Raw genomic sequence first — 22901 nt, forward strand, 5'->3', positions numbered from 1 at the left:
CAAAAATCTAGCCTTGTACAAAAAATGCAGATGGATACTCAACTGGCTAATGTAAATATCCAAGCTCAAGAAGCTGCAAAAAAACCAAGTCTTTTTGCATTTGGTGAATATGCTCTCGATAAAAATGAAAACTGGATTGTCGGTGTAATGGCAAAATACAACCTATTTTCAGGTGTAGATAAAAATAAGAATATTCACGCTGCCGAATTGAAACGCTATGCCTCTGAACTCATGACTGAACGAACTAAACAAGAGATTGAAGCTCTTTTGAATAAGTCATATAACGAACTCAACTCTGCGCAACAAAGTCATCAGCTCTTACAAAGAAACGTAAATGCCGCTCAAGAAAACCTACGTATCCAAGAGCTTTCTTTCCGTGAAGGAATGGGTACAGCAACCCAAGTGATTGATGCGCAAAATGCATTAAGTGCGTTAAAAACTGAAATGGCTTTAAATGCTTATAAATATGTCATGTCACTCGCGACTTTACTTCAAAGTCACGGCTCAATTGATGAGTTTAAAGCTTACGTCAATCAACCACATACCGACTATATTCGTTAAGGGGAGTATAAAATGAATCAAGACTCAGCTCATTCAGAACAAGATGCTCCTGTTGCGGATACGACAGAAACCAACCAAGTTCAAAAAGATGATCAAGCGAGTGATCATCAAGAATCAAACACAAATAAAAGTGACTCCAAACCACCTAAAAATTCAAAAATTAAACTGGTTATTGGTTTGATCATTATTGCCCTATTAGGTTTAATTATTTTTGGTTTGTGGAAAAGTTATCAGCCAAAGCCTATTGAACTACAAGGCCGAGTTGAAGCCGAAACTATTCACGTAAGCACAAAAGTTCCGAGTCGTATTGAAGAAATTTATGTACAAGAAGGCCAGAAAATTTCCAAAGGCCAGCCACTTGTTCGTTTAGTTAGCCCGGAAATAGAAGCTAAAAAGCAACAAGCTTTGGCTACCTTACAATCTGCTTTAGCATTTCAATCTACGGTAGATCGTGGTTCTCAACAAGAGAATATCGATACTCTTTATGCCAACTGGCAAAGCACGAAAGCACAAGCAAACCTTGCAAAAACCACTTACCAACGTGGTGAAAATTTATATAGACAAGGTGTGATTTCGCGTCAAAGACGAGATGAAATGCTCGCGGCACAAACTTCTGCTCAAGAATTAAGTGAAGCTTCTTATCAACAATATGCTCGTGCAAAACGTGGCAGTACGAGCCAACAAAAATCTACAGCAGATGCACAGGTTGAAATTGCAAAAGCAGCTGTAGGTGAAGCAAAAGCACTAGAGGAAGAAACACGTTTACTATCCCCTATTTCAGGTACGGTTTCAAAAACTTATGGTAAACCTTCTGAATTAGTCGCTATGGGTGTACCTGTTGTCAGCATTTTAGAAGATGATGATTTATGGGTAAGTTTAAATGTGGGTGAAAATCAATATGCCTCTGTTTATAAAAATAAAACCCTTGAAGGATTCATTCCAGCACTTAATCAGAATGTGAATTTTAAAATTAAGAATATAGATGCAGAAGGTGAATTTGCCACCATAAAAACGACTCGCCAAACTGGTGGGTACGATATTCGCAGCTTTAAATTGCATCTTGTGCCTGAGCGTCCAGTGCAAGATTTAAAAGTTGGGATGAGTGTTCTATTTAAAATTAAAGAAGAAAAATAAAGCATGTTTGCCAGTATATTACGTGAACTAAACTATCTAAAAAGCAACAAATGGGATTTGTGTATGGTGACACTCATCCCCGCTTTTATCATTTTTATGTTTAGCAGCATGTTTTACGCAGGTAAAGCTGAACACTTACCAATTGCGATTATTGATCAGGACCAAAGTGAACTCAGCCGTAATATTGAAAAGTATCTTTCGTTGAATCATACGGTAGATATTAAAACAGTTACGACAAGCTCCACAGAAGCGGAGCAACTACTCAATGAAACCAAAATATGGGGATATATTTTCATTCCAGACGGCGCCGAAAAGCGTTTTGTGAAAGCCCAAGATGCTCAAATCAGCATTGCATTTAACCAGTCTTTTTTTAGTGTCGGGAATACGATTTCCTCCGCAATGTTGGTCAGCACCCTCAATGCTTTAGCAGACTATGCAGGCCAAAGTTATCTCGCAAATAATATCCCCTATTTAGATGTTCCTACTGCTCATGTCAAAATCTCAACGCTTTATAACCCAAGCATGAGCTATGAGTTTTATTTAGAACCCTTCATGGTTCCTGCTGTATTGCATCTATTGCTATGCTGCTGTGTTGCCTTTGCCATTGGACAAGAACTGAAACGTGGCACATTAACCACATGGGTAAACCGAGAAAGTTTTATTCAAGGCTTATTGGCTAAGAATTTGCTCTATAGCCTTATTTTTTGTTTTTGGACATGGTTATGGATGTTTTGGCTAGTCGAAATCCGAGGCTGGTTTGTAGCGGGTTCTCTTAGTTTATTGCTATGCGCACAGTTCCTACTTTATTTTGCCTACGCTTTGATTAGCAGCACAGTTATTTTAGCAACCAAAAATTTAAGCAAAACTTTTGGCTTTATCGCTGTCTATGGCGGGTCATCTTTAAGTTTCGCAGGCGTTACTCTGCCTTTAAATAATGCCCCTATTTTTACCAAGTTTTGGTCACTCATTATTCCCTATACCCCTTATGCCAAGCTGCAAACTGAACAATGGGTGATTGGAAGTCCAGTTTTTATTTCAATGATTCCTTTTTTAATACTTATGGGTTATTGCCTTATTTATTTCTTCTTAAGTTGTCTGCTTCTTAAAAAACTAATTCAGGGAGCAGCACAATGAAAGAGTTTTTAAATGCATATTTGCAAACTTTTAAAGATATTGTAGGGAATAGTTCAGTTTTCACGACTCTGATTTTATCGGTCATTCTTTATAGTTTTTTTTACCCTACCGCCTATAAAGCTGAGCGGGCAGAATCAATTCCTATTGTTATTGTTGATGAAGAACAAAGTCTCTTAACTTCTCAATTAATCGGTCAAAGTGCAAATAGTCCGCATGTTCATATTGTTACTGTTACAAGCAATTTCTTACAAGCAGAACAAATGGTTCGTGAACAAAAAGCCGATGGTATTTTACTTTTACCAAGTAACCTAACGCAAAGCTTACGCCGTGGAGAAACAGGTGGAATTGGCTTATATTTAAGTACAACCAACTTTTTAAAAACTAAAGAAATTGGTTTAGGCTTAGCTACATCCATCGAAGCGACCTTAAAAGAATATGTCGAAAAATTTGGAAAGCGCACACATTTCCAACCCGCGCTTTCTATTCATCAGGTTCCTTTATTTAACCCCCTTTCAGGCTATGGAAGTTATATTTTTCCGGCTGTTGCCTCTTTAATTATTCATCAAACCATTGTGTTAGGTTTAGCGATGCTAATTGCAAGCTACCGTGAGCAACACCAAAAAATTACAGCTGTTCGCTTCGCTGGAATTTTCACCAGCCTGTTTACTATTGGTTGTTTAAGTAGTTTTTATCTTTTTGGTTTTACGTTGTGGTTCAACGACTATCCACACGGTGGAAACTTCACAGGTTTACTCGTTGCTGTTCCTATTTTTATTAGTTGTGTGATTGGATTAGGCATGCTGATCGGTTCACTTTTAGACATGCCAGAACGTGCCGGACATATTATTGTGTTTAGCTCTGTACCCTTATTCTTATTAACTGGTGCTGCATGGCCACATCAAGCAATGCCCGAATGGTTACAATGGTTTGCGTGGTGTTTACCATCAACACATGGGGTACAAATGTTTGTGCAACTTAACCAGATGGGTGTTCCTTTAGCCACGGTTGTACCAAAACTGATTTTTCTTGCGACAATCGGTCTTATTTTTTTAATCTTGGCGTATTCACGTTTAAAAGCCTCCAAGTGAAGAGTTTTCTGAACTTGGAGCATAAATTATATTTTTATTTACTATGAAATCTGATAGTTAAAAGTCATTCCTTAAAAACTATTGACCATAAAAATATAAAAAAACCAATAAATTCAAATTATTAATTGGTAACAATTGTCATAAAACCTTAAAAAAACTTTAAGTTGAAATTAAGAAAATTTCTCCATAGTAAAACTGTTTAGTTTTTCAGCAGCCTAAAAGGGTAACTCTGCTACCCTGCTCTATGACGGAATTTGATATGGCAAAGGTATGTTATTGCGCAGATGACTTTGCAATGAATGCAGAGATATCTAATGCAATTATTCAGTTAATTGAAAGAGGAGCACTGCAAGCGACCTCATGTATGACCCAATCTGAACTCTGGGAAACAGCTGCTGCCAAACTCAAACCTTTCTCGAATCAAATTGATATTGGTTTACACTTAAATTTCACTCATGCGTTTACTTCAGGTAATACAGTCTTCTCATTACCTGCTCTCATGTTTCGCGCATGGTCATCAAATCTTAACCGTGAATTAATTACCCAGTGTATTGAAGAACAATGGGATGCATTTGTTTCAGTCATGGGAAAGCAGCCCGATTTTATTGATGGGCATCAACATATTCATCAATTTCCGTTTATACGGGATATTTTGCTACAGCTTTTAAAAGAGAAAAATTTCACTGGTTGGATACGTAATTTACAACATCTAATTTATCTACCCCATTATCGTTTTAAAACTCATATGCTTTCTGCACTTGGCTCAAATGCCTTAGCAAAGGCGTGCCAAACTTACCAGTTTAGCCAAAATGAATATTTCGCTGGTATCTATGACTTTAAACAAACTGATTATGCCGAACTGAATCAATATTGGCTTGCTCAAGCAAAAGACCACTTACTGATTATGTGCCATCCCTCACTTTCTACACCAAGTGAGCAAGACCCAATCCAGCATGCACGTATCCAAGAATACCAATATTTTTCGTCTGATCAATTCCCTCTTGATTGCCAGAAAAATGGCATCCAACTTACCAGACTAGGGGCAATGCAATGAGCACAAAACCTTTTTTATCCTGCGTTGTTCCCGCTTATAACGAAGCAGAGAATTTAAAGACATTTATTCCAGCTTTAGCAAACAGCTTAAAGCAACAAAATCTTAGCTATGAAATTATTGTGGTCGATGATGGCAGTAAGGACGATACTATTCCGATCTTGCAAACGATGATCGAAGATTATCCTTTAGTTGTGCTGGAATTATCACGAAATTTTGGTAAGGAAGCTGCTTTAAGCGCAGGTTTAGACCATGTAAATGGTGAAGTTGCACTGCTCATTGATGCTGACTTTCAACATCCTTTTGAAGCAATTCCGACCATGATTAACCTTTGGAAAAATGGTTATGACATGGTTTATGGCATTCGTAATCGTACTACTGAATCATGGCTAAAACGGACCTTAACTCAAGGTTACTACCGTATTTTAAACCTAAGCTCACCTATTGATATTCCTGAAAATGCTGGTGATTTCAGACTTCTTGACGCAAAAGTTGTTGAAGCAATCAAACAATTACCAGAAAAAAATCGCTATATGAAAGGCCTTTATGCATGGGTCGGTTTTAAAAGTATCGGGATCAATTTCTCCGAGCAAGATCGTCAACATGGTCGTTCTAGTTTTAACGTAAAGTCATTATTCAATCTGGCAATGTCTGGTTTAACTGGGTTTTCAGATTTACCTTTACGAATCTGTATTTATCTAGGTGCCCTATTGGCTTTAGGCGCTATGAGTTACGGTGTTTGGATCATTATTAAAACCCTGATTGAAGGAATTTCTGTACCTGGTTGGGCAACTCTTGCGGCAGGCATGACGCTATTAGGCGGCATTCAATTGTTATTCATTGGAATTTTAGGTGAATACATTGGCCGTATTTATGCAGAAGTTAAAAATCGACCTAAATATATTGTTTCAACCGAACATTCTCGTATTAAGCAAGAACATCCGATCACTCACTCAGAAAATACGTTCTCTAGTTTCTAATGTTTGCACATATTTTTCAGCTCGCGCGGTTTACCACGACTGGGGCCGCAGCAGCACTTACGCACTACAGTATTGTCATGCTCTTGTTTAAACGAAACATTGCATTGCAATATGCCAATTTAGTCGCCTTTCTACTTGCCTATTGGGTGAGCTATTTTGGGCATCGTATTTTTACTTTTAAAGCCCAGCATATTTCTCATCGACACACACTACCCAAATTTACCTTAGTCGCTGGATTAGGTTTTTTATTTAATGAGAGTTTTCTCTTGCTTTCTAATCTTTACTTCAGCGCCCCTGTTTCAACATTGGTTTGTGTAGCTATTGTCCTGACTTCAATTGTGACTTTTTTGCTTAACCGTTTTTTTGCATTTCAACATTAAGGATTATGTATGCAGCAATGGCTTCGTAGTTCCAAATTCTTATTAATATTTTTACCGATTTGGTTGTTTGTTTTGTCTTGGATAAGACCTCTCTCTGTGCCAGATGAAGGACGCTACGGAGATATTAGTCGATCTATGTTTGAGTCGGGAGATTGGCTAATTCCCCGTATCAATAGCTTGCCATTTATGCATAAGCCCCCTCTATTACACTGGTTAAGTTCTATATTTATGGAACTTTTCGGTATGCATATTTGGGTATTGAGATTAGTTCCAGTGCTAGCAGCTACACTCATGCTAGTCAGCCTATTCTTATTCGTTAGAAAGCACATTTCAGAACGTGTAGCACAACTTACTGCCATTATTTTAGGCACAAATTTACTGTTTTTTGGTAGTAGTGAATATATTAACCATGACCTACTACTTGCTTCATGGATTACCATCAGTGTTTTATGTTTTGTTGATTTCACAATTTCAGCGCGTAAATCTATTTTATTTTTAGGATATTTTGCAGGTGCGGCTGCGTTCTTAAGTAAAGGCCTAATTGGTGTGTTAATTCCCGGTATGATTCTATTACCGTGGTTGCTTTACACCAAACAATGGAAAAAAATCCCTTCATTACTTAACCCTTTGGGGATTTTGCTATTTATATTACTGGTTAGTCCATGGCTCTATGCAGTTCAACTTAAATATCCTCAATTTTTGCATTATTTCTTTATCGACCAACAATTTAGTCGATTTAGCTCAAAAGAGTTTAATAATAAACAACCGTGGTGTTTCTATCTGATTATTTTAATGTTCAGCTTTTTACCATGGATTCTTTCGAGTAGATTTCAATCTATCAAAGCTGTATTTCAAAATTACAAGCAATCCGCTTTACTTGCCCTGTTTATATGGTGGTTTATTTCTGTTACGGTTTTCTTCTCTATTCCGCCTTCTAAGCTAGCTGGCTATATTTTACCAGCTGTGCCTCCACTCGCTGTTTTCTTGGCTCTTGTTATCAACCAAGTACTTGAAAGTGAATATAAAACCAAATTACAGGTTTGGGGTTTACCTATATTTATTATGCTTGTTGGAATAGGTATTACTGCTACACCACATTTCATGCGTGCACATCAACCCTTTTTCCAAAACCAAGCGGTATTTATTTATATCATTGGCACGCTATTGGTTATGCTTCCACTTGCTTTAGTCTGGTTATATAAAAAGCAGAAATTAAACTATTTGAACTATATTTTTATAAGTTTAATTGTTCTGTGTAGTTCAATCCCCTTTACCGTTCGTATTTTAGATACCAAAAATAATGTAGGACAAACGAGTTTTTCTGAATATATGACACCATCAACAAAAATAGTTTTCTACAATTACTATTTCTATGATGTACCTTTCCTTTTACAGCTAAAACAGCCTGTATATATTGTGAATCAATGGGATACAGTGCATTCAGATAGTGCATCTTTAGAAATTAAAGATGGTTTATTGTTTGAACCACAACGCAAAAAATACTTATGGAGCGAGCAACAGCTTCAAGATGCTTTAACGCAAAAGCAAGATTTGATTGTCGTAAGTCAACCTCATAATTTTGCAACTAAAGATCCATCTGTTAAAACACTACATTATCGAAATTATGATGTGTTTATCTTCCACTCAAACAAATAAATAACCCAATAAAAAAGGAAGCTTACGCTTCCTTTTTTACTTAATTAAGACTTACTCTTCTGACACATCGTCATTCGTAGAAACTGCATCTTCACCATCTACTTCTGAAGTATCAACTTCTCCTTCGAGAAACTCTTCTTCATCTTCGACAGCTTCAATAGACACAACGCCCACTAAAGTTTCTTCTTCGCTTAAACGAATCAGACGAACACCTTGTGCATTACGACCAGTCATTGCAACTTCAGCAGCACGCGTACGAACTAATGTACCGCCATCAGAAATAAGCAACAGCTCTTTGCTTTCATCAATAGATACTGCACCTACAAGCTCACCATTACGTTCACTTGTCTTAATCGCAATAACGCCCTTACCACCACGTTTTTTGGTTGGGAAGTCATTTACAGGAGTACGTTTACCATAACCATTGGCACTCGCACACAGCACTTCGCCCGTTTCAGGAACAACAACAAGCGATACGATGCGACTCACGACATTTAAATCTGCTGAATCTTCGTTGTCATCAGATTCATCATTTTCAACTTCTGCATCTTCTTCACTTAAAGTGCTGCTTGCAAAGCTAACACGCATACCACGGACGCCTTTAGCAGTACGGCCCATTGAACGCACGTCGGTTTCTGCAAAACGAATTGCCTTACCTTCATTCGAGAACAACATGATTTGCTGATTACCATCAGTAATCGCAACACCAATCAAGGTATCTTCTTCATTCAATTCAATTGCACGTAAGCCATTTGAACGAATGTTAGCAAACTGCTCCAAATCAACACGTTTAACCGTACCTGAAGCTGTCGCCATAAATACATAATGGTTTTCTGGGAACTCAGTTAACGGCAAGATAGCTGTTACTGTTTCATTCGCATCTAAAGGTAACAAGTTTACAATCGGACGGCCTTTAGCACCACGTGATGCTTGAGGCACTTCAAATACGCGAAGACGATACACTTTACCTACGTTAGTAAAGCAAAGTACAGTCGCATGGTTTGAAGCCACAATCAGATGTTGAATAAAGTCATCATCTTTCATTGAGGTTGCAGACTTACCACGTCCACCACGGCGCTGAGCCTGATAGTCTGAAAGTGGTTGAGTTTTTGCATAACCTGTTTGTGAAACTGTTAATACAACTTGTTCTTCAGGAATTAAATCTTCACGGCTAAAATCAATACGTGATTCAATAATTTCTGTACGACGACCATCACCATACTGTTGTAGTACTTGCGCTAATTCTTCACGAATTACAGCCATCAACAAATTGAAATCATTAAGAATTGCCGTAAGTTCAGCAATTTGACCTAAAATTTCAGTATATTCTGCATGTAATTTGTCTTGCTCAAGACCCGTTAAACGATGTAAACGCAATTCTAAAATTGCACCCACTTGCGTTGGTGATAAACGGTAAATTGATTCAGTTAGACCAAATGGACGATCTGGGTTTTCACCTTCGATTTCATCTGGGCGAACAGAAATAGCGCCAGCTTTTTCAAGCAAAGAAATAACGCCACCACCAGCCCACTCACCCGCTAGTAAACGCTCACGCGCTTCAGCTGGGTTAGCAGAAGTTTTGATGGTTTCAATAATTTCATCAATATTGGCTAAAGCAACAGTTAAGCCTTCTAAGATATGACCACGTTCACGTGCTTTACGTAATTCGAACATGGTACGGCGTGTCACTACTTCTTGGCGGTGACGAATAAATGCCGCAATAATATCTTTCAGATTCATCAATTTTGGTTGTCCGTTATCAAGACAAACCATGTTGATGCTGAATGAGTTTTCAAGCTGCGTATTTAAGAATAAGTTATTTACAACGACTTCTGCGTTTTCACCACGTTTCAAGTCAATCGCAATACGCATACCGTCTTTGTCAGACTCATCACGAAGCTCTGAAATACCTTCAAGTTTTTTCTCTTTAACTAACTCAGCAATACGTTCAATAACTCTTGCCTTGTTGACTTGATATGGAATTTCAGTAAAGACGATGGTTGTACGGCCTGTCTTTTCATCTTCTTCGAAATGGTATTTACCACGAATGTGCAGTCGGCCTTTACCTGTACGGTAAGCATCAACAATGCCTGATTTACCGTAAATAATACCGCCTGTAGGAAAATCAGGACCAGTAATGTATTCCATCAACCCTTCAATCGAGATATTCGGATTGTCAGCATAGGCTAAGCATGCATTCACAACTTCTGTCATGTTATGCGGTGCCATGTTGGTTGCCATACCTACAGCAATACCAGCAGCGCCATTAATTAACAAGTTAGGAACACGTGTTGGAAGCACCTGAGGAATACGCTCAGATCCGTCGTAGTTATCTTCCCAGTCAACTGTGTCTTTTTCTAGATCTGCAAGAAGCTCGTGCGCTAACTTAGTCATACGGACTTCGGTATAACGCATTGCTGCCGCGCTATCACCATCGATCGAACCGAAGTTACCCTGACCATCTACCAATAAATAACGTAAGCTAAAGTCCTGAGCCATACGTACAATAGTTTCATAAACAGCTGAGTCACCATGAGGGTGATATTTACCGATTACGTCCCCAACAACACGTGCAGATTTCTTGTAGGCTTTGTTATAGTCATTGCCCAATTCGTGCATGGCAAATAGCACACGACGGTGAACAGGTTTCAGACCGTCTCTCACATCCGGCAATGCACGAGATACGATTACACTCATTGCGTAATCTAAATATGAATGCTTGAGTTCATCCTCAATGGCAATCGGTCGGATTTCCGATACGCTCATGCATACTCCTTCTTACAGATAGAAATTTCCATCTGCTAATATGTCTTGATCTTGCAAAAAATTTAGTTCTGAAAACTGAACTAAAATCGAAAAAAATATAGCTGTATAGTATAGCACAAACTGCTCGTTAACTGGGAGTTTAGCAATCTGAAAATAGCATTTTTTTACAATAAAAATTTCATTAGAATTAATAAGTTAAAATTAGAGAATTCTAGTTTTAAATGTATTTCTTAAAACTCAACAGTTCGACCAAAATATAGACAACATAAAAGTGCTCTCTTTAGAGCACTTTTCATCTAATCTTAAAAACAAAACTTAGTTTATTAGCCAAAATAAATAATATTTAGCTTAAATATACTTGCCTTGTTGTAAATCTATTATTCTTTTCATTTCTTTAAATAATAGATTTGAAATATCATTTTGTAGGCCGATATTGAGCTGGTATCCACTGATATCCTTTTGAGCCTTTGCCAATATGTCCAATGCCAGGAAAAGCGATATGTGCTGCCCCTACCCACCATTGGTTTTTATAGGCTTGTTCAAAGATATTCTTACGAACAGCTATAGCCTGATTCGAGTGAGTATCGGGTTTGTAGCTTGCTTCAGGATAAGGAAACTGTACCGCACCGTAGTGCACAACATCACCTAGACCTAAGAACTTTTGTCCATTTTTTCCATCTACTAAGTATGAAGAATGACCTTCCGTATGACCATGAGTCACGATGAGTTGAACATTCGGTACGTTAAAAGAGGATTCGGTAAACGCAACTAACTGCCCTGCCTTTTGGTATGGCTGTAATGCATCACGCGTCATTTTAAATATTGGTTTAAAAAAATCAGTGGCTTTTGCTTCATTTGCAGAAGATGTCCAAAAGTCGACATCTTCTTTAGCTAGATAAACTTTCGCATTTGGATAAGCCATTTTGCCATCAAGTGTAATACCGCATAAGTGATCGGGATGGGCATGTGTAATTAAAATCGTATCTATTTGTTCAGGCTGTACACCTGCTTTCTTTAAATTTTCACGTACATGGCCCAAGGTTGGACCAAAACATTTTGCAGTGCCAGCATCAATTAAAATATTTTGTGTGGGTGTTTGAACAAGATAGGCAGAGAAATCTGTGACAATCTGATTATGCTCATCTACAGGGACAAAGTTTTCTGCAAACAGTCGATTGGCTTTTTCAGCTGAAATACCCAATAAATCACTACGAGGTAATCCCAACTCGCCATCAAACAATGCTGTTACCTTAAGGTTTCCTACTGGTTGTAAAAAGTAACCATCGACTTGATGTACACTTGGCGTTTGTTCTGCATGTATAACTGTACTGGCACTCAGTAGCAATAATATCGTAAGTGATTTTAATGATTTCATCATAGAGTCCTTCGTATTTTCATACTTTAACTCTATTGGTTTTTATCTGCTTAAATCGCTCAATAAGCGATAAGAAACGCTCAAATTGACTTATTCGGCAGCTAGAACAGCTGGATCTATACCATAACGCTCTATAAAGCGCTCACGAAAAATAGCAACAGACTGGTATCCCGATTTTGCTGCAATAGTTTTCATAGGTAGTTTTTTTGAATACAACAACTCAAGTGCAAAAGTAAGCCGTGCATGAGTAACAGTTTCTCTTAAGGTTGTGTCTTCATGGCTAAGCTTACGGCGAAGTGTGGCACTGCTCAAACCTAGTCGCATTTCAAATTCATTAGACTGCCAATGGTGCTGTGGATTCTCTATGACCCAATCATGAATGATTTTTGTCAATTTAGGTGGAGGTACAATTAACACATCTGAACAATGCTGTTGGCATAACTGTACAAGTATAGCGGTAATACATAAACGTGCTTTCACCACATCATGATTAAATAAAGCCGTTTGCCACTCAGCTAAAGATGTAGCGAAATCATCAATTGAAAACTTTAATATTGCTTCAGTTCTGTCTACAACTGGCTTAGCCCAAATCATTTGTGCAGCTTGAATGACTTCGTCACACATAGGCACCAGAATAGTGAGATATTCACCCGTTATAGGGTCAGGCAGATTAACTGCATCGATAACCGTATCGGGTTTTATAATGTATAGATCGCCGGCACTAAAATTGATTTGTTTTGTTTGAAGATTTAATTGTTGTTGCCCATATAAAATAAATCCCATGTGCAACTGACTAACTTTAATATTGGACAGTCCATGCTGATTTTTCGAACGAATACATAAATAATCTCGTGCCATATCTGCCCGTGCCAATCTCACAAGTGATTGATGCAATTGGTGGGCCTCTATGGAAGCAGAATAATTAATATTCATAATGATGATCTAAATAAAAAACGCCCTTGGCTATTTATAGCACAAGGGCGTTTTTCGAATAAGTGACAAGCTGTAAATTACAACTTGCTTACTAACTCTGGTACTACAGTGTTCAAATCACCAACTAACCAGTAGTCAGCAACACTGTTGATTGGCGCTTCTTCGTCTTTGTTGATTGCAACAATAACTTTAGAATCTTTCATACCAGCTAAATGCTGGATCGCACCAGAAATACCTACAGCAACATAAAGGTCAGGCGCAACGATTTTACCAGTTTGACCTACTTGGAAGTCGTTAGGTACGAAGCCCGCATCAACTGCCGCACGTGAAGCACCTTGTGCTGCACCAAGCTTGTCAGCTAATGGATCAAGTACTTTATGGTAGTTCTCACCAGAACCTACACCACGACCACCAGAAACTACGATGCGAGCCGCAGTTAATTCTGGACGATCAAGCTTAACGATTTCTTCAGATACAAAATGAGAAATACCTGCATCTTTCGCTTCACTTACCGCTTCAACCGCAGCAGAACCACCTTCAGCAGCTACTGGATCAAATGCTGTACCACGAACTGTACCCACAATGATTGCTTCGTCAGATTGAACAGTCGCAATCGCGTTACCTGCATAAATCGGACGCTTGAATGTATTTGCAGATTCAACAGAAATAATGTCTGTGATCATGCTTACATCAAGAAGAGCAGCAACACGTGGAAGAATGTTCTTACCAGTCGTTGTAGAAGCAGCTAATACGTATTTGTAACCTTTAGCTAAATCAGCAACTAAAGCAGCTACGTTTTCAGCTAACTGGTTTGCATAAGCAGCATTGTCAGCAAGTAAAACCTTGCTTACACCAGCAACTTTAGCAGCAGCATCAGCAACTGCCTGAGCACCAGAACCAGCAACTAATACAGTAATATCACCACCGATTTTTTGTGCTGCAGCAACAACGTTTAAAGTAGCACCGTTAAGTACTTGGTTGTTGTGATCAGCGATAACTAAAATACTCATGATTTTATCCTTCCGTATTAGATCACTTTCGCTTCATTTTTCAATTTTTCAACAAGCTCATCTACAGATTTCACTTGTACGCCAGCTTTACGTTCTGCTGGAGCTTCAACTTTAACAGTTTTAAGTTTAGTACCAGCTGTAACGCCATAATCAGCAGGAGATTTAGTATCAAGTGGCTTCTTACGAGCTTTCATGATGTTAGGCAATGCTGCATAACGTGGCTCATTCAAACGCAAGTCAGTTGTAATGATTGCTGGAAGTGCCAGTTCAACAGTTTGTAAACCACCGTCAACTTCACGAGTTACTTGTACTTTGCCGCCATCAACTTTCACTTCAGAAGCGAATGTACCTTGGCCCGCACCTAATAATGCGCCAAGCATTTGACCGACTTGGTTAGAGTCATCATCAATTGCTTGTTTACCAAGAAGGATAAGTTCTGGTTTTTCAGCTTCAACAACACCTTTTAAAATTTTAGCAACTTCTAAAGCGCCAATTTCATCAGTGGTTTCAACTAAAATACCGCGGTCTGCACCCAAAGCCATTGCAGAACGGATTTGTTCTTGAGCTTCTTTAGGACCCACAGAAACAACAACGATTTCTGTTACTGTTCCTTTTTCTTTTAAGCGAACCGCTTCTTCCACTGCGATTTCACAAAATGGGTTAATTGACATTTTAACGTTAGTTAGGTCAACCCCACTATTGTCCGGCTTAACACGAACTTTGACGTTGGCATCAACCACGCGTTTTACAGCAACAAGAGCCTTCATGTAATCCTCGGCTGTTCTAGCAAAAGTAAATGTTGAGAAAAGTATATTAACTCTTCAATTAAAATTTTTTAGGTACCCTATCTTGCAATGTGTTTGGCATTTCGGTCAAGTCACAATTTTCCAGAACAGCACAAAAAAAATGAAACCATCAGTTCATAAAAAAAATATTATGCCTTATTAGGCGCTATTTCGTTCTTTTTACACTCTATTTTATATATTGATTTTTATTATCTTTTTATCTTATTTAGCTTATTAGTCAGAAACATAAGATCGCCTTAAAATAATCGAGATTAGATGTTTTTGACTCAGGGGTACCGACAAAATATCCCAAGATCAAAATGGTCAATTTGACTATTTCCCCTATTTCTCTTAAACAAATTTCTAAAAAAATACAAATGATGTCTACATTCGTATAAGACTTGCCATTTTAATCAACTTTATTATTAAGATCGTTCTTCAATCTATTCATTCTTTTGTGCCCTCGGATGAGCTCGATCATAGACTTGCGCCAAATGATCAAAATCGATATGCGTATAAATTTGCGTCGTAGACAAATTACTGTGGCCTAACATTTCTTGTACTGATCGCAAATCACCACTACTTGATAACATATGGCTAGCAAAACAATGTCGTAATAAATGAGGATGCAAATCTACATTCACACCTGCTCTTTGCGCTTGAAGCTTTACACGCTTTTCAATTTGCCGTGGGGTTAACACACCGCCTCTTTGAGAAATAAAAACAGAAGCATTTTGATCAAAATGGCCTTTCCAGATTTTGTAAATTTTTAGCCAATTCAATAGGCTTTCTTTCGCCTTTTTCCCAAATGGTACAATCCGGGTCTTATTTCCTTTACCCGTAATACGTACCAGTTGACGGTTAAAATCTATATCTTTAATTGTTAAGCCTTGTAGTTCAGCCAGACGTAAACCACTTGAGTAAAGTAACTCAAGCATCGCTTTATCTCTTAACCATAATTGCTGATCAATTGGTTTTTCAGGCATAGCTTGATCTAAAATTTGATTAACCGTTTCTATGTCAATCATACCCGGCAAAGGTCTAGGCTGACGTTTAAGCTTAAAATCATCAGTAGGGTTAATTTCTAAATATTTCCCTTGTTCAGCCCATTTCATAAACTGGCGAATTGAAGTGAGATGACGCTGCATACTGCTTGAACTTAACTGGTCCTGCTCAACACGCTGGGCCAAATATTCACGTAAATCTGAAGCTTCAATATTTCTTAAATCAATTTGTTTGAGCTCGCAGAACTCAAGAAAGCTTTTAACATCTCTTTCATAAGCTGTAATCGTGTGCTCAGACTGGTTCTGAATTTTTCTTTCTTTTAACCACATTGAGAGCAGCTGTAATGCAAAATCCAAATTGCTCTCCATTTATTTGCTCATTTTATTTTTTCAGTGTATCAAAAAGTTGTTGTTCAGGAAATTTAAGATCGTACAGCGCAACAACTCATTACCTTATATATTACACTTCACTTTAAGTATTCGTCGGAACCCTGCTGTCATGACTACCATACTCATTCCCTACTTAATTGCCATTACTTTACTTACGCTTACACCTGGTCTAGATACGACTTTAATTATTCGTACTGCTACTCTTGAAGGTAAATCGAAAGCATTTCAAGCAGCAGTAGGTATTAGCCTTGGCTGTATTGCATGGGGAATTGTGGTTGCTTGTGGTCTAGGTGCTTTGCTCATGGCTTCTGATTTAGCTTTTAATATTCTGAAATGGATGGGGGCTGCTTATTTAGCTTGGCTAGGTTTGAATATGATTTTAAAACCGCGTAGCCAACTTTCAGACATGCAAGAAAGCAACTCCAATGTCCCTTCTTCACAGAATTGGTTTATTAAAGGTTTTTTGGGTAACTTACTTAATCCCAAAGTCGGAATTTTTTATATTTCATTTCTTCCACAATTTATTCCACCACAAGCATCGGCTGTCACTTGGATTATGGGGCTTGTAATGATTCATGTGGTGATTGGAACCTTATGGTCAATTTTATTAATTTTAGCCATGCAGCCACTTTCACGTTATCTGAAACAACCCAAATTTGTGAAATATATGGACCGAATTACGGGCAGTATTTTTGTGTTGTTTGCTTTGAAATTGGCTTTGAGTAAAAGATAAATTTTAAAAAAGCGTGCTAACACATAGCACGCTAAATAAGACTTAAAAACTTACTTTAGTTTTTCTAAGTAGATTTTTATTTGAACTGAAACTTCATCGGCATGTTTTTCTGCTAATTGATGGTCCCCACCTTTCACAACATATAACGTCGAATTCTCAAACTTTTGATTTAAATATTGACCCACCTGAACGGGGCTCACTGGATCGTTATCGCCCCAGATCAATAAAGTTTCAACATTTTATCTGATAAAAACTCTTCATAGTTGGCATTAGTAGTAACAAACCAATCTGGATATTTTAAAAATGTTTGACGGTATGCTTCTCGCCAGTCTTGCACATTAAATCTTCCAAGGTTAATTCCACCCGAGGTTGCAATCAAAACCAGCCCTTTCACCAGTTGAGGTTTTTGCAACGCTGCCGCAACAGCAAAAATGCCACCCATAGATTGCGCAATAATTACAGATTCTTCATTAATTTGATCGACCACATGATTTGTTAGGTCTTCAAAACTTTTGACCTCGAAGGATTCAGGTGTATCGCCGAAACCAGGGTAACCAATAATTTTTGTCTGGTAATGCTGAGGTAATTTTTCAATTAATGGATGCCAAAATGCTGTACTGCCTGATGCGCCGGGTAAGAAAATTAGATTCATGTCATGCTTCTTCTAATCGTGTTAATAGCGGTTCTAGCATTTCTTTTCCTCTTAACTGTTGTAACCATATTTGTGGAATCCCTTCATATCCAAACACAATTCCGGCCAGTCCTCCTGCAACACAAGCGGTTGTATCAGTATCTTGTCCTAAGGCAATAGCCGTTTTAATGACATCCTCATAATTACCTTGTTGCAGAGCAAAACGAGCTGAATGTAAACAATCCACTACATAGCCACTGCCCGATATTTCTTTCTCATGTGTTGAATCGATAATATGATTAAGTTCTTGTTGTTCATTAACACTATTTTTATAAAGTTGTATCAGTATAGAAATACTAGATTTCCAAGCATCATTAACTGGTTGTCCTTTCAATAAATATTTTGCCCATAAGCAATATAAAGCACAGCAAATTTTTGATCGAAGATGAGCATGGGTCAAATGAGACTGCTGATAGGCTAACTCAACTAATTGCTGATCAGATCCCCTATGCCATAATGCTAAAGGTAATGTGCGCATCAACGCTCCATTACCATTCGAATGTTCATCTGCATTAGCCATCTCTTCTACAGATACCCCAGCTTCATAACGTTGTAACGCCTGAGCAGTTTGCACTCCAATATCAAACACTTGATAATCAACCGCCATATAACCATAACGGTACCAATTGCGAAGACGGTTAGCAAAATCGATACTATCGAGTTTCTGACAATGCAATAGTGACGCTAATAAGCATAGAGCCTGAGCTCCATCATCTGACCACGTTCCAATTGGGATATCTGGATAAGTTCGCCTAAAATCTTTAGGTGGAATCATATCAATATGTGAGTAAGGTGGAAGCTGCAAAGCTGTATGAAATTCATATGGTACACCGACAGCATCACCAATCAGCAAACCATAAATTGCTCCTCTAATTCTATTTTGCATTTTTCTCTCAATATTTATTCTTGTAAAAATAAAGGGGAAAGGCCTTATTTTAAGGCCTTTCCCCTAAGACAAATCTTACTTAGCCTTGGAAATAACGTAAATCCAAACGCCCATCATATACATGAGTTGTTGGACCCGTCATCCAGACCACATCGCCTTCTTGCCATTCGATTTGTAGCTTACCACCAGCAAGTTCAACTTCAACTGAATTACCCAGTAAGCCACGGCGCATACCACTTACCGCAGCCGCACAAGCTCCTGTACCACATGCAAGGGTTTCACCTACACCACGTTCAAATACACGAAGGCGCACATGCTTTTCATCAATGATTTGCATAAAGCCAGCATTCACACGTTCAGGGAAACGTTTATGTGATTCAACTTGTGGGCCAATGCCAGCAACATCTGCAGTGAGTACATCTGGAACAATAGTGACAGCATGAGGATTGCCCATATTGACCACATCAATACTAATGTTTTGGTCATTGGCTAACTCAAGTGTATATAAAGCTTCTGGTTGTTCAGCAATGAATGGAATTTCATTCGGCAAGAATTTCGGGTAGCCCATATTCACGCGAACCCAACCATTTTGCCCCAGTTCAGGTTTGACAATTCCTGCTTTGGTTTGAACAGTAATACTAGTTTTCGTTGTTAAATGACGCTCATGTACAAAGCGAGCAAAACAGCGCACACCGTTACCACATTGTTCAACTTCAGAACCATCTGCATTAAAAATACGGTATTTAAAATCTGCTTCCGGTAAATCAGGTGGTTCAACAATTAAAAGTTGATCAAAACCAATACCGAAATGGCGGTCGGCTAAGCGTTGAATTGTTTCTGTATCCAAATAGGCACGTTGGCTGATCAGATCAACCACCATAAAGTCATTGCCTAGACCATGCATTTTAGTAAATTCTAACAACATTTCCTTTACTCCTCAGGCAATAAACTTTCTTTTTCCCAAAGGGATTCAACTGTTTCACGCTCGCGAATCAAATGGGCTTTGTCGCCAGACACCATCACTTCTGCGGCACGTCCACGTGTATTGTAATTTGAACTCATTACAAAACCATAAGCGCCAGCGCCTAGAACAGCTAACAAGTCATTTTCTTTTAAAGCTAATGAACGATCTTTACCAATAAAGTCACCTGTCTCACAGATTGCACCAACAAGATCCCAAGTTTTTTCTTCAGCATCTGAACTTGGTACCACAGGCTGGATATCCATCCAAGCTTCATATAATGCAGGGCGAATTAAATCATTCATTGCTGCATCAATAATGGCAAAGTTACGGTGGCTCGTTGGTTTGAGCAAATCAACTTTGGTTAAAAGCACACCTGCATTTGCACTAATGCTACGGCCCGGTTCCATATAAACCTTAAGACCTAGCTTTTCTAAAGCAGGTTTCATTGAGTTAGCATATTCTTCAACACTTGGCGGTGTTTCATCTTTATAACAAACACCTAAACCGCCACCGATATCGATGTGTTTAAGATTAATACCAAATTTTTTCAACTCTTCGATCATCACCATGACACGATCTAAAGCATCAACGAACGGTTTAGTCTCGGTTAATTGCGAACCAATATGGCAGTCAATTCCAATAATCTCAAGGTTTGGTAAAGATGCAGCATATTGATAGGTTTCATAAACGGTATCACTTGGGATACCAAATTTATTTTCTTTCAAACCTGTTGAAATATAAGGATGTGTTTTTGCATCTACGTCTGGATTTACACGTAAGGAAATCGGTGCTTTTTTGCCTAGACGAGCTGCAACTTTTTGAAGACGGTCTAGTTCGGCATAAGACTCTACATTAAAGCAAGCAATGCCTACATTTAACGATGTTTCAATATCAGCTTCAGTTTTACCCAAGCCAGAAAAAACAACTTTAGATGCATCTCCACCCGCTTTTAAAACACGTGCAAGCTCACCACCTGATACGATATCAAAACCAGCACCAAGTTTTGCCAATACATTAAGAACAGCTAAATTTGAGTTAGATTTCACCGCAAAACAGATTTGATGATCAATAAAATCAAAAGCACGATCCATATCTAAGTAATGTTTTTCAAAAGCTGCTTTTGAATAAACATACAAAGGTGTGCCAAATTGCTGCGCAAGCTGCTCCATAGAACATTGCTCTGCGTGCAATACTCCATTAATGCGAGTGAAACTCATGAATGTGTCCTTATTTCAAAGCTTAAGGTGAAGTTGTTTGGGTTGGGGCTGATGATTCAACTGGCTGATCAGCTTGTTCATCCTGTTGCACAACTTGTTTCTGTTCTTTATTACGATAGAGCAAGTATTTCGCGCGTTTGTCATAATTCGGATCAGAAGGTAGCTGTAATGCTCCTGACTGACCGCAAGCGCTTAGCAAAATACTGCTGCTCAATAAACTGATGAGGCAAATGACACGACGCATCTGAGCACCTGATTTAAACAATTCGATGCAGTATACCGTGATCGTGCAGGCGGCTAAAGAGTAAACTTAAAGAGAAAAACAATATGCATAAAAAACGCCAGCTTTTCAGCTGGCGTTTGATCATAACCAAATAAATTTAATTACTTTTTATGACGCGGTTTATAGAAGAAGAAATAACCAATGATCAAGATAATAAACCAAATTGGGCTGACTTTAAGCGCTTTAAACGTATCTGGCTCTAAAGACAACACGTAAATCATACCAATAAAGAAAATAATCGTGATCCAACATGTAAATAGGCCACCCGGCAATTTAAATGTTGATTTTGCATGCAGCTCAGGACGTGTAGTGTAGTAACGGATATAACTCCAGATAATCAGTAACCACACGCAAATGAACAGAATCGTTGAAAGTGTTGTTGCAAGCGTAAACGCCTCAACGGTATTTGGTACAAAATACTGTAATGCTGCACCTAACAATAAACACGCAGCAGAGAAATACAATGCATTTGCAGGTACCGCACGTCTGTTCAATTTACCAAAAGCTTTTGGTCCCTGATCTTCACGAGATAGACCAAACAACATACGGCTTGTTGAAAACACGCCACTGTTCATTGATGACATCACTGATGACAACACAACCAAGTTCATTAAGATTGCTGCTGCCGCAACGCCTGCTTGACTAAACAAGTTTACAAACGGGCTGATCGCCGGATCAATTTTATTCCATGGTGTTACTGACATAACAATAATTAATGCGAACACATAGAAAATAATGATACGAATTGGAATTGAGTTAATTGCTTTAGGCAAATTACGTTCAGGATCTTTAGTTTCCGCAGCCGTTGTTCCGACAAGCTCAACACCAACGAAAGCAAAAATCGCAATCTGGAATCCTGCCAAGAAGCCATGCACACCCGTCGGGAAGAAACCACCATTTGCCCACAAATGAGTAAAGGATGCCACTTCACCAGTAGTCGAGGTAAAGCCTGTAAAGATCATCCATAGACCTACAGCAATTAAAATAATAATTGCTAGGATTTTGATAAGCGCAAACCAAAACTCCAACTCACCAAACAGGCGAACTGTTAACAAGTTCAAGCCCATAATGAATACGATGGCTGCAACACTGATCATGGCACCTTCGACTGGCGAGAAAGGTAGACCATTATTAAAGAATTGTAAGTAATAGATAATTGCAGAAAGATCGGCAATACCAATGGTGATCCAACACAGCCAATAGGTCCAACCTACAAAATAACCTGCCCATGGGCCAATTAAATCTGTTGTGAAATCAATAAATGATTTATAGGCAAGATTTGAAAGAAGTAATTCGCCAAGCGCACGCATGACAAAAAATACCATCACACCAATAATCAGGTAAATGAATAAGATTGAGGGGCCAGCAAGACTAATCGTTTTGCCTGATCCCATAAACAATCCTGTACCAATTGCACCGCCAATCGCAATCAGCTGTAAATGCCGATTTGAAAGGCTACGATGGAGCTCACCTTGTTCATGAGGCTCATTCAGATTTTGATTCGACATCTTATCAATACACTCCAGTAATTTTTTTTAGTCCGTTAGCTAAAATCAAAAAGACGATATCGCACCATTTGCAGGTATCTTTTAAATGTATATTTTTTGATAATTTTTCAGCTAACCGATTTTTATCTGTATTGCTGATGATTTCAAGCTACATACAATTAAATCTGATAATACGCACAAGCCCATAGCAATACAACGCACTTTACGGTCTAAAAACATGACTTGAACTTGTCTGATTTTTAAATTAAAAAGACGACTCAATTGACCATTTTCTAATCTTCAATTTCATTTCAGTCCTTCATCTGTTTATTAAAAACACCCCTGCTCGACCTTAATCTTTTAAATTAACTAACACATGACAATGACCTAATA

The 22901-nt window shown here is 38.4% G+C and carries 20 protein-coding genes and 1 pseudogene; 9 read left to right on the top strand and 12 right to left on the bottom strand.

Annotated features, from left to right (window positions below; genetic code table 11):
* The 8 genes from UC75_RS20795 to UC75_RS08315 form a co-directional block, all read left to right on the top strand.
* A partial coding sequence (locus tag UC75_RS20795; RefSeq protein WP_228137178.1) for a TolC family protein occupies window positions 1–561 on the top strand: 561 nt, incomplete at its 5' end.
* 12 nt (window positions 562–573) lie between these two features.
* Complete coding sequence (locus UC75_RS08285; protein ID WP_049837268.1) at window positions 574–1695, top strand: HlyD family secretion protein; 1122 nt, start codon at window positions 574–576, stop codon at window positions 1693–1695.
* A gap of 3 nt (window positions 1696–1698) precedes the next feature.
* Window positions 1699–2829: an ABC transporter permease gene (locus tag UC75_RS08290; RefSeq protein ID WP_212771767.1), complete on the top strand. Its 1131-nt coding sequence runs from the start codon at window positions 1699–1701 to the stop codon at window positions 2827–2829.
* A complete protein-coding gene (locus UC75_RS08295; protein ID WP_049837270.1) occupies window positions 2826–3917 on the top strand; it encodes an ABC transporter permease in 1092 nt (363 codons plus the stop codon). Before UC75_RS08290 ends, UC75_RS08295 begins: the two co-directional genes overlap by 4 nt.
* A gap of 259 nt (window positions 3918–4176) precedes the next feature.
* Window positions 4177–4971, top strand: a complete 795-nt coding sequence (locus tag UC75_RS08300) for a ChbG/HpnK family deacetylase (protein ID WP_049837271.1) — start codon at window positions 4177–4179, stop codon at window positions 4969–4971.
* Complete coding sequence (locus UC75_RS08305) at window positions 4968–5948, top strand: glycosyltransferase family 2 protein (RefSeq protein ID WP_005307620.1); 981 nt, start codon at window positions 4968–4970, stop codon at window positions 5946–5948. The genes UC75_RS08300 and UC75_RS08305 overlap by 4 nt, the downstream gene beginning before the upstream one ends.
* Window positions 5948–6328, top strand: a complete 381-nt coding sequence (locus UC75_RS08310; protein ID WP_005307623.1) for a GtrA family protein — start codon at window positions 5948–5950, stop codon at window positions 6326–6328. Before UC75_RS08305 ends, UC75_RS08310 begins: the two co-directional genes overlap by 1 nt.
* A 9-nt stretch (window positions 6329–6337) precedes the next feature.
* Entirely contained in the window at window positions 6338–7984 is a 1647-nt protein-coding gene (locus tag UC75_RS08315) for an ArnT family glycosyltransferase (protein ID WP_049837272.1), read from the top strand.
* 51 nt (window positions 7985–8035) lie between these two features.
* Here UC75_RS08315 and gyrA read toward each other — a convergent pair whose 3' ends face one another.
* The 6 genes from gyrA to xerA all read right to left on the bottom strand — a co-directional run bounded on the left by gyrA (window position 8036) and on the right by xerA (window position 16187).
* Window positions 8036–10750 (bottom strand): DNA gyrase subunit A, encoded by a 2715-nt coding sequence (gene gyrA, locus UC75_RS08320; RefSeq protein ID WP_004790593.1) that lies wholly within the window; start codon window positions 10748–10750, stop codon window positions 8036–8038.
* Window positions 10751–11165: 415 nt separating this feature from the next.
* A complete protein-coding gene (locus UC75_RS08325; protein WP_049837273.1) occupies window positions 11166–12125 on the bottom strand; it encodes an MBL fold metallo-hydrolase in 960 nt (319 codons plus the stop codon).
* Window positions 12126–12215: 90 nt separating this feature from the next.
* Window positions 12216–13058 carry a helix-turn-helix domain-containing protein gene (locus UC75_RS08330; RefSeq protein WP_049837274.1) on the bottom strand — a complete coding sequence of 281 codons (843 nt, stop codon included), beginning with the start codon at window positions 13056–13058 and terminating at the stop codon, window positions 12216–12218.
* Window positions 13059–13135: 77 nt separating this feature from the next.
* Window positions 13136–14068, bottom strand: coding sequence for an electron transfer flavoprotein subunit alpha/FixB family protein (locus UC75_RS08335; RefSeq protein WP_004790587.1), 933 nt, complete (start codon window positions 14066–14068; stop codon window positions 13136–13138).
* Window positions 14069–14085: 17 nt separating this feature from the next.
* Window positions 14086–14835: an electron transfer flavoprotein subunit beta/FixA family protein gene (locus tag UC75_RS08340; RefSeq protein ID WP_004790585.1), complete on the bottom strand. Its 750-nt coding sequence runs from the start codon at window positions 14833–14835 to the stop codon at window positions 14086–14088.
* A gap of 461 nt (window positions 14836–15296) precedes the next feature.
* A complete protein-coding gene (gene xerA / locus UC75_RS08345; protein WP_128825222.1) occupies window positions 15297–16187 on the bottom strand; it encodes a site-specific tyrosine recombinase/integron integrase in 891 nt (296 codons plus the stop codon).
* Window positions 16188–16356: 169 nt separating this feature from the next.
* Here xerA and UC75_RS08350 point away from each other — a divergent pair, with 169 nt between their 5' ends.
* On the top strand, window positions 16357–16980 hold the full coding sequence (locus tag UC75_RS08350; protein WP_049837276.1) for a LysE family translocator: 624 nt from the start codon (window positions 16357–16359) through the stop codon (window positions 16978–16980).
* 50 nt (window positions 16981–17030) lie between these two features.
* On the opposite strand, the pseudogene UC75_RS08355 reads toward UC75_RS08350, so the two are convergent.
* The 6 genes and pseudogenes from UC75_RS08355 to UC75_RS08380 form a co-directional block, all read right to left on the bottom strand.
* A pseudogene (locus tag UC75_RS08355) lies at window positions 17031–17632 on the bottom strand (alpha/beta fold hydrolase).
* A gap of 1 nt (window position 17633) precedes the next feature.
* Entirely contained in the window at window positions 17634–18557 is a 924-nt protein-coding gene (locus tag UC75_RS08360; protein WP_049837277.1) for an ADP-ribosylglycohydrolase family protein, read from the bottom strand.
* 79 nt (window positions 18558–18636) lie between these two features.
* Window positions 18637–19482, bottom strand: a complete 846-nt coding sequence (dapF, locus tag UC75_RS08365; RefSeq protein ID WP_005307649.1) for a diaminopimelate epimerase — start codon at window positions 19480–19482, stop codon at window positions 18637–18639.
* 5 nt (window positions 19483–19487) lie between these two features.
* Window positions 19488–20738: a diaminopimelate decarboxylase gene (lysA, locus tag UC75_RS08370; RefSeq protein ID WP_049837278.1), complete on the bottom strand. Its 1251-nt coding sequence runs from the start codon at window positions 20736–20738 to the stop codon at window positions 19488–19490.
* A gap of 22 nt (window positions 20739–20760) precedes the next feature.
* A complete protein-coding gene (gene lptM, locus UC75_RS08375; protein WP_004790575.1) occupies window positions 20761–20982 on the bottom strand; it encodes an LPS translocon maturation chaperone LptM in 222 nt (73 codons plus the stop codon).
* A 140-nt stretch (window positions 20983–21122) separates the two neighbouring features.
* Entirely contained in the window at window positions 21123–22529 is a 1407-nt protein-coding gene (locus tag UC75_RS08380) for an amino acid permease (protein WP_005307657.1), read from the bottom strand.
* Window positions 22530–22901 lie beyond the last annotated feature (372 nt).

This window comes from Acinetobacter sp. V2 (assembly GCF_001188385.1).
GTDB classification, from domain to species: Bacteria; Pseudomonadota; Gammaproteobacteria; order Pseudomonadales; family Moraxellaceae; genus Acinetobacter; species Acinetobacter oleivorans.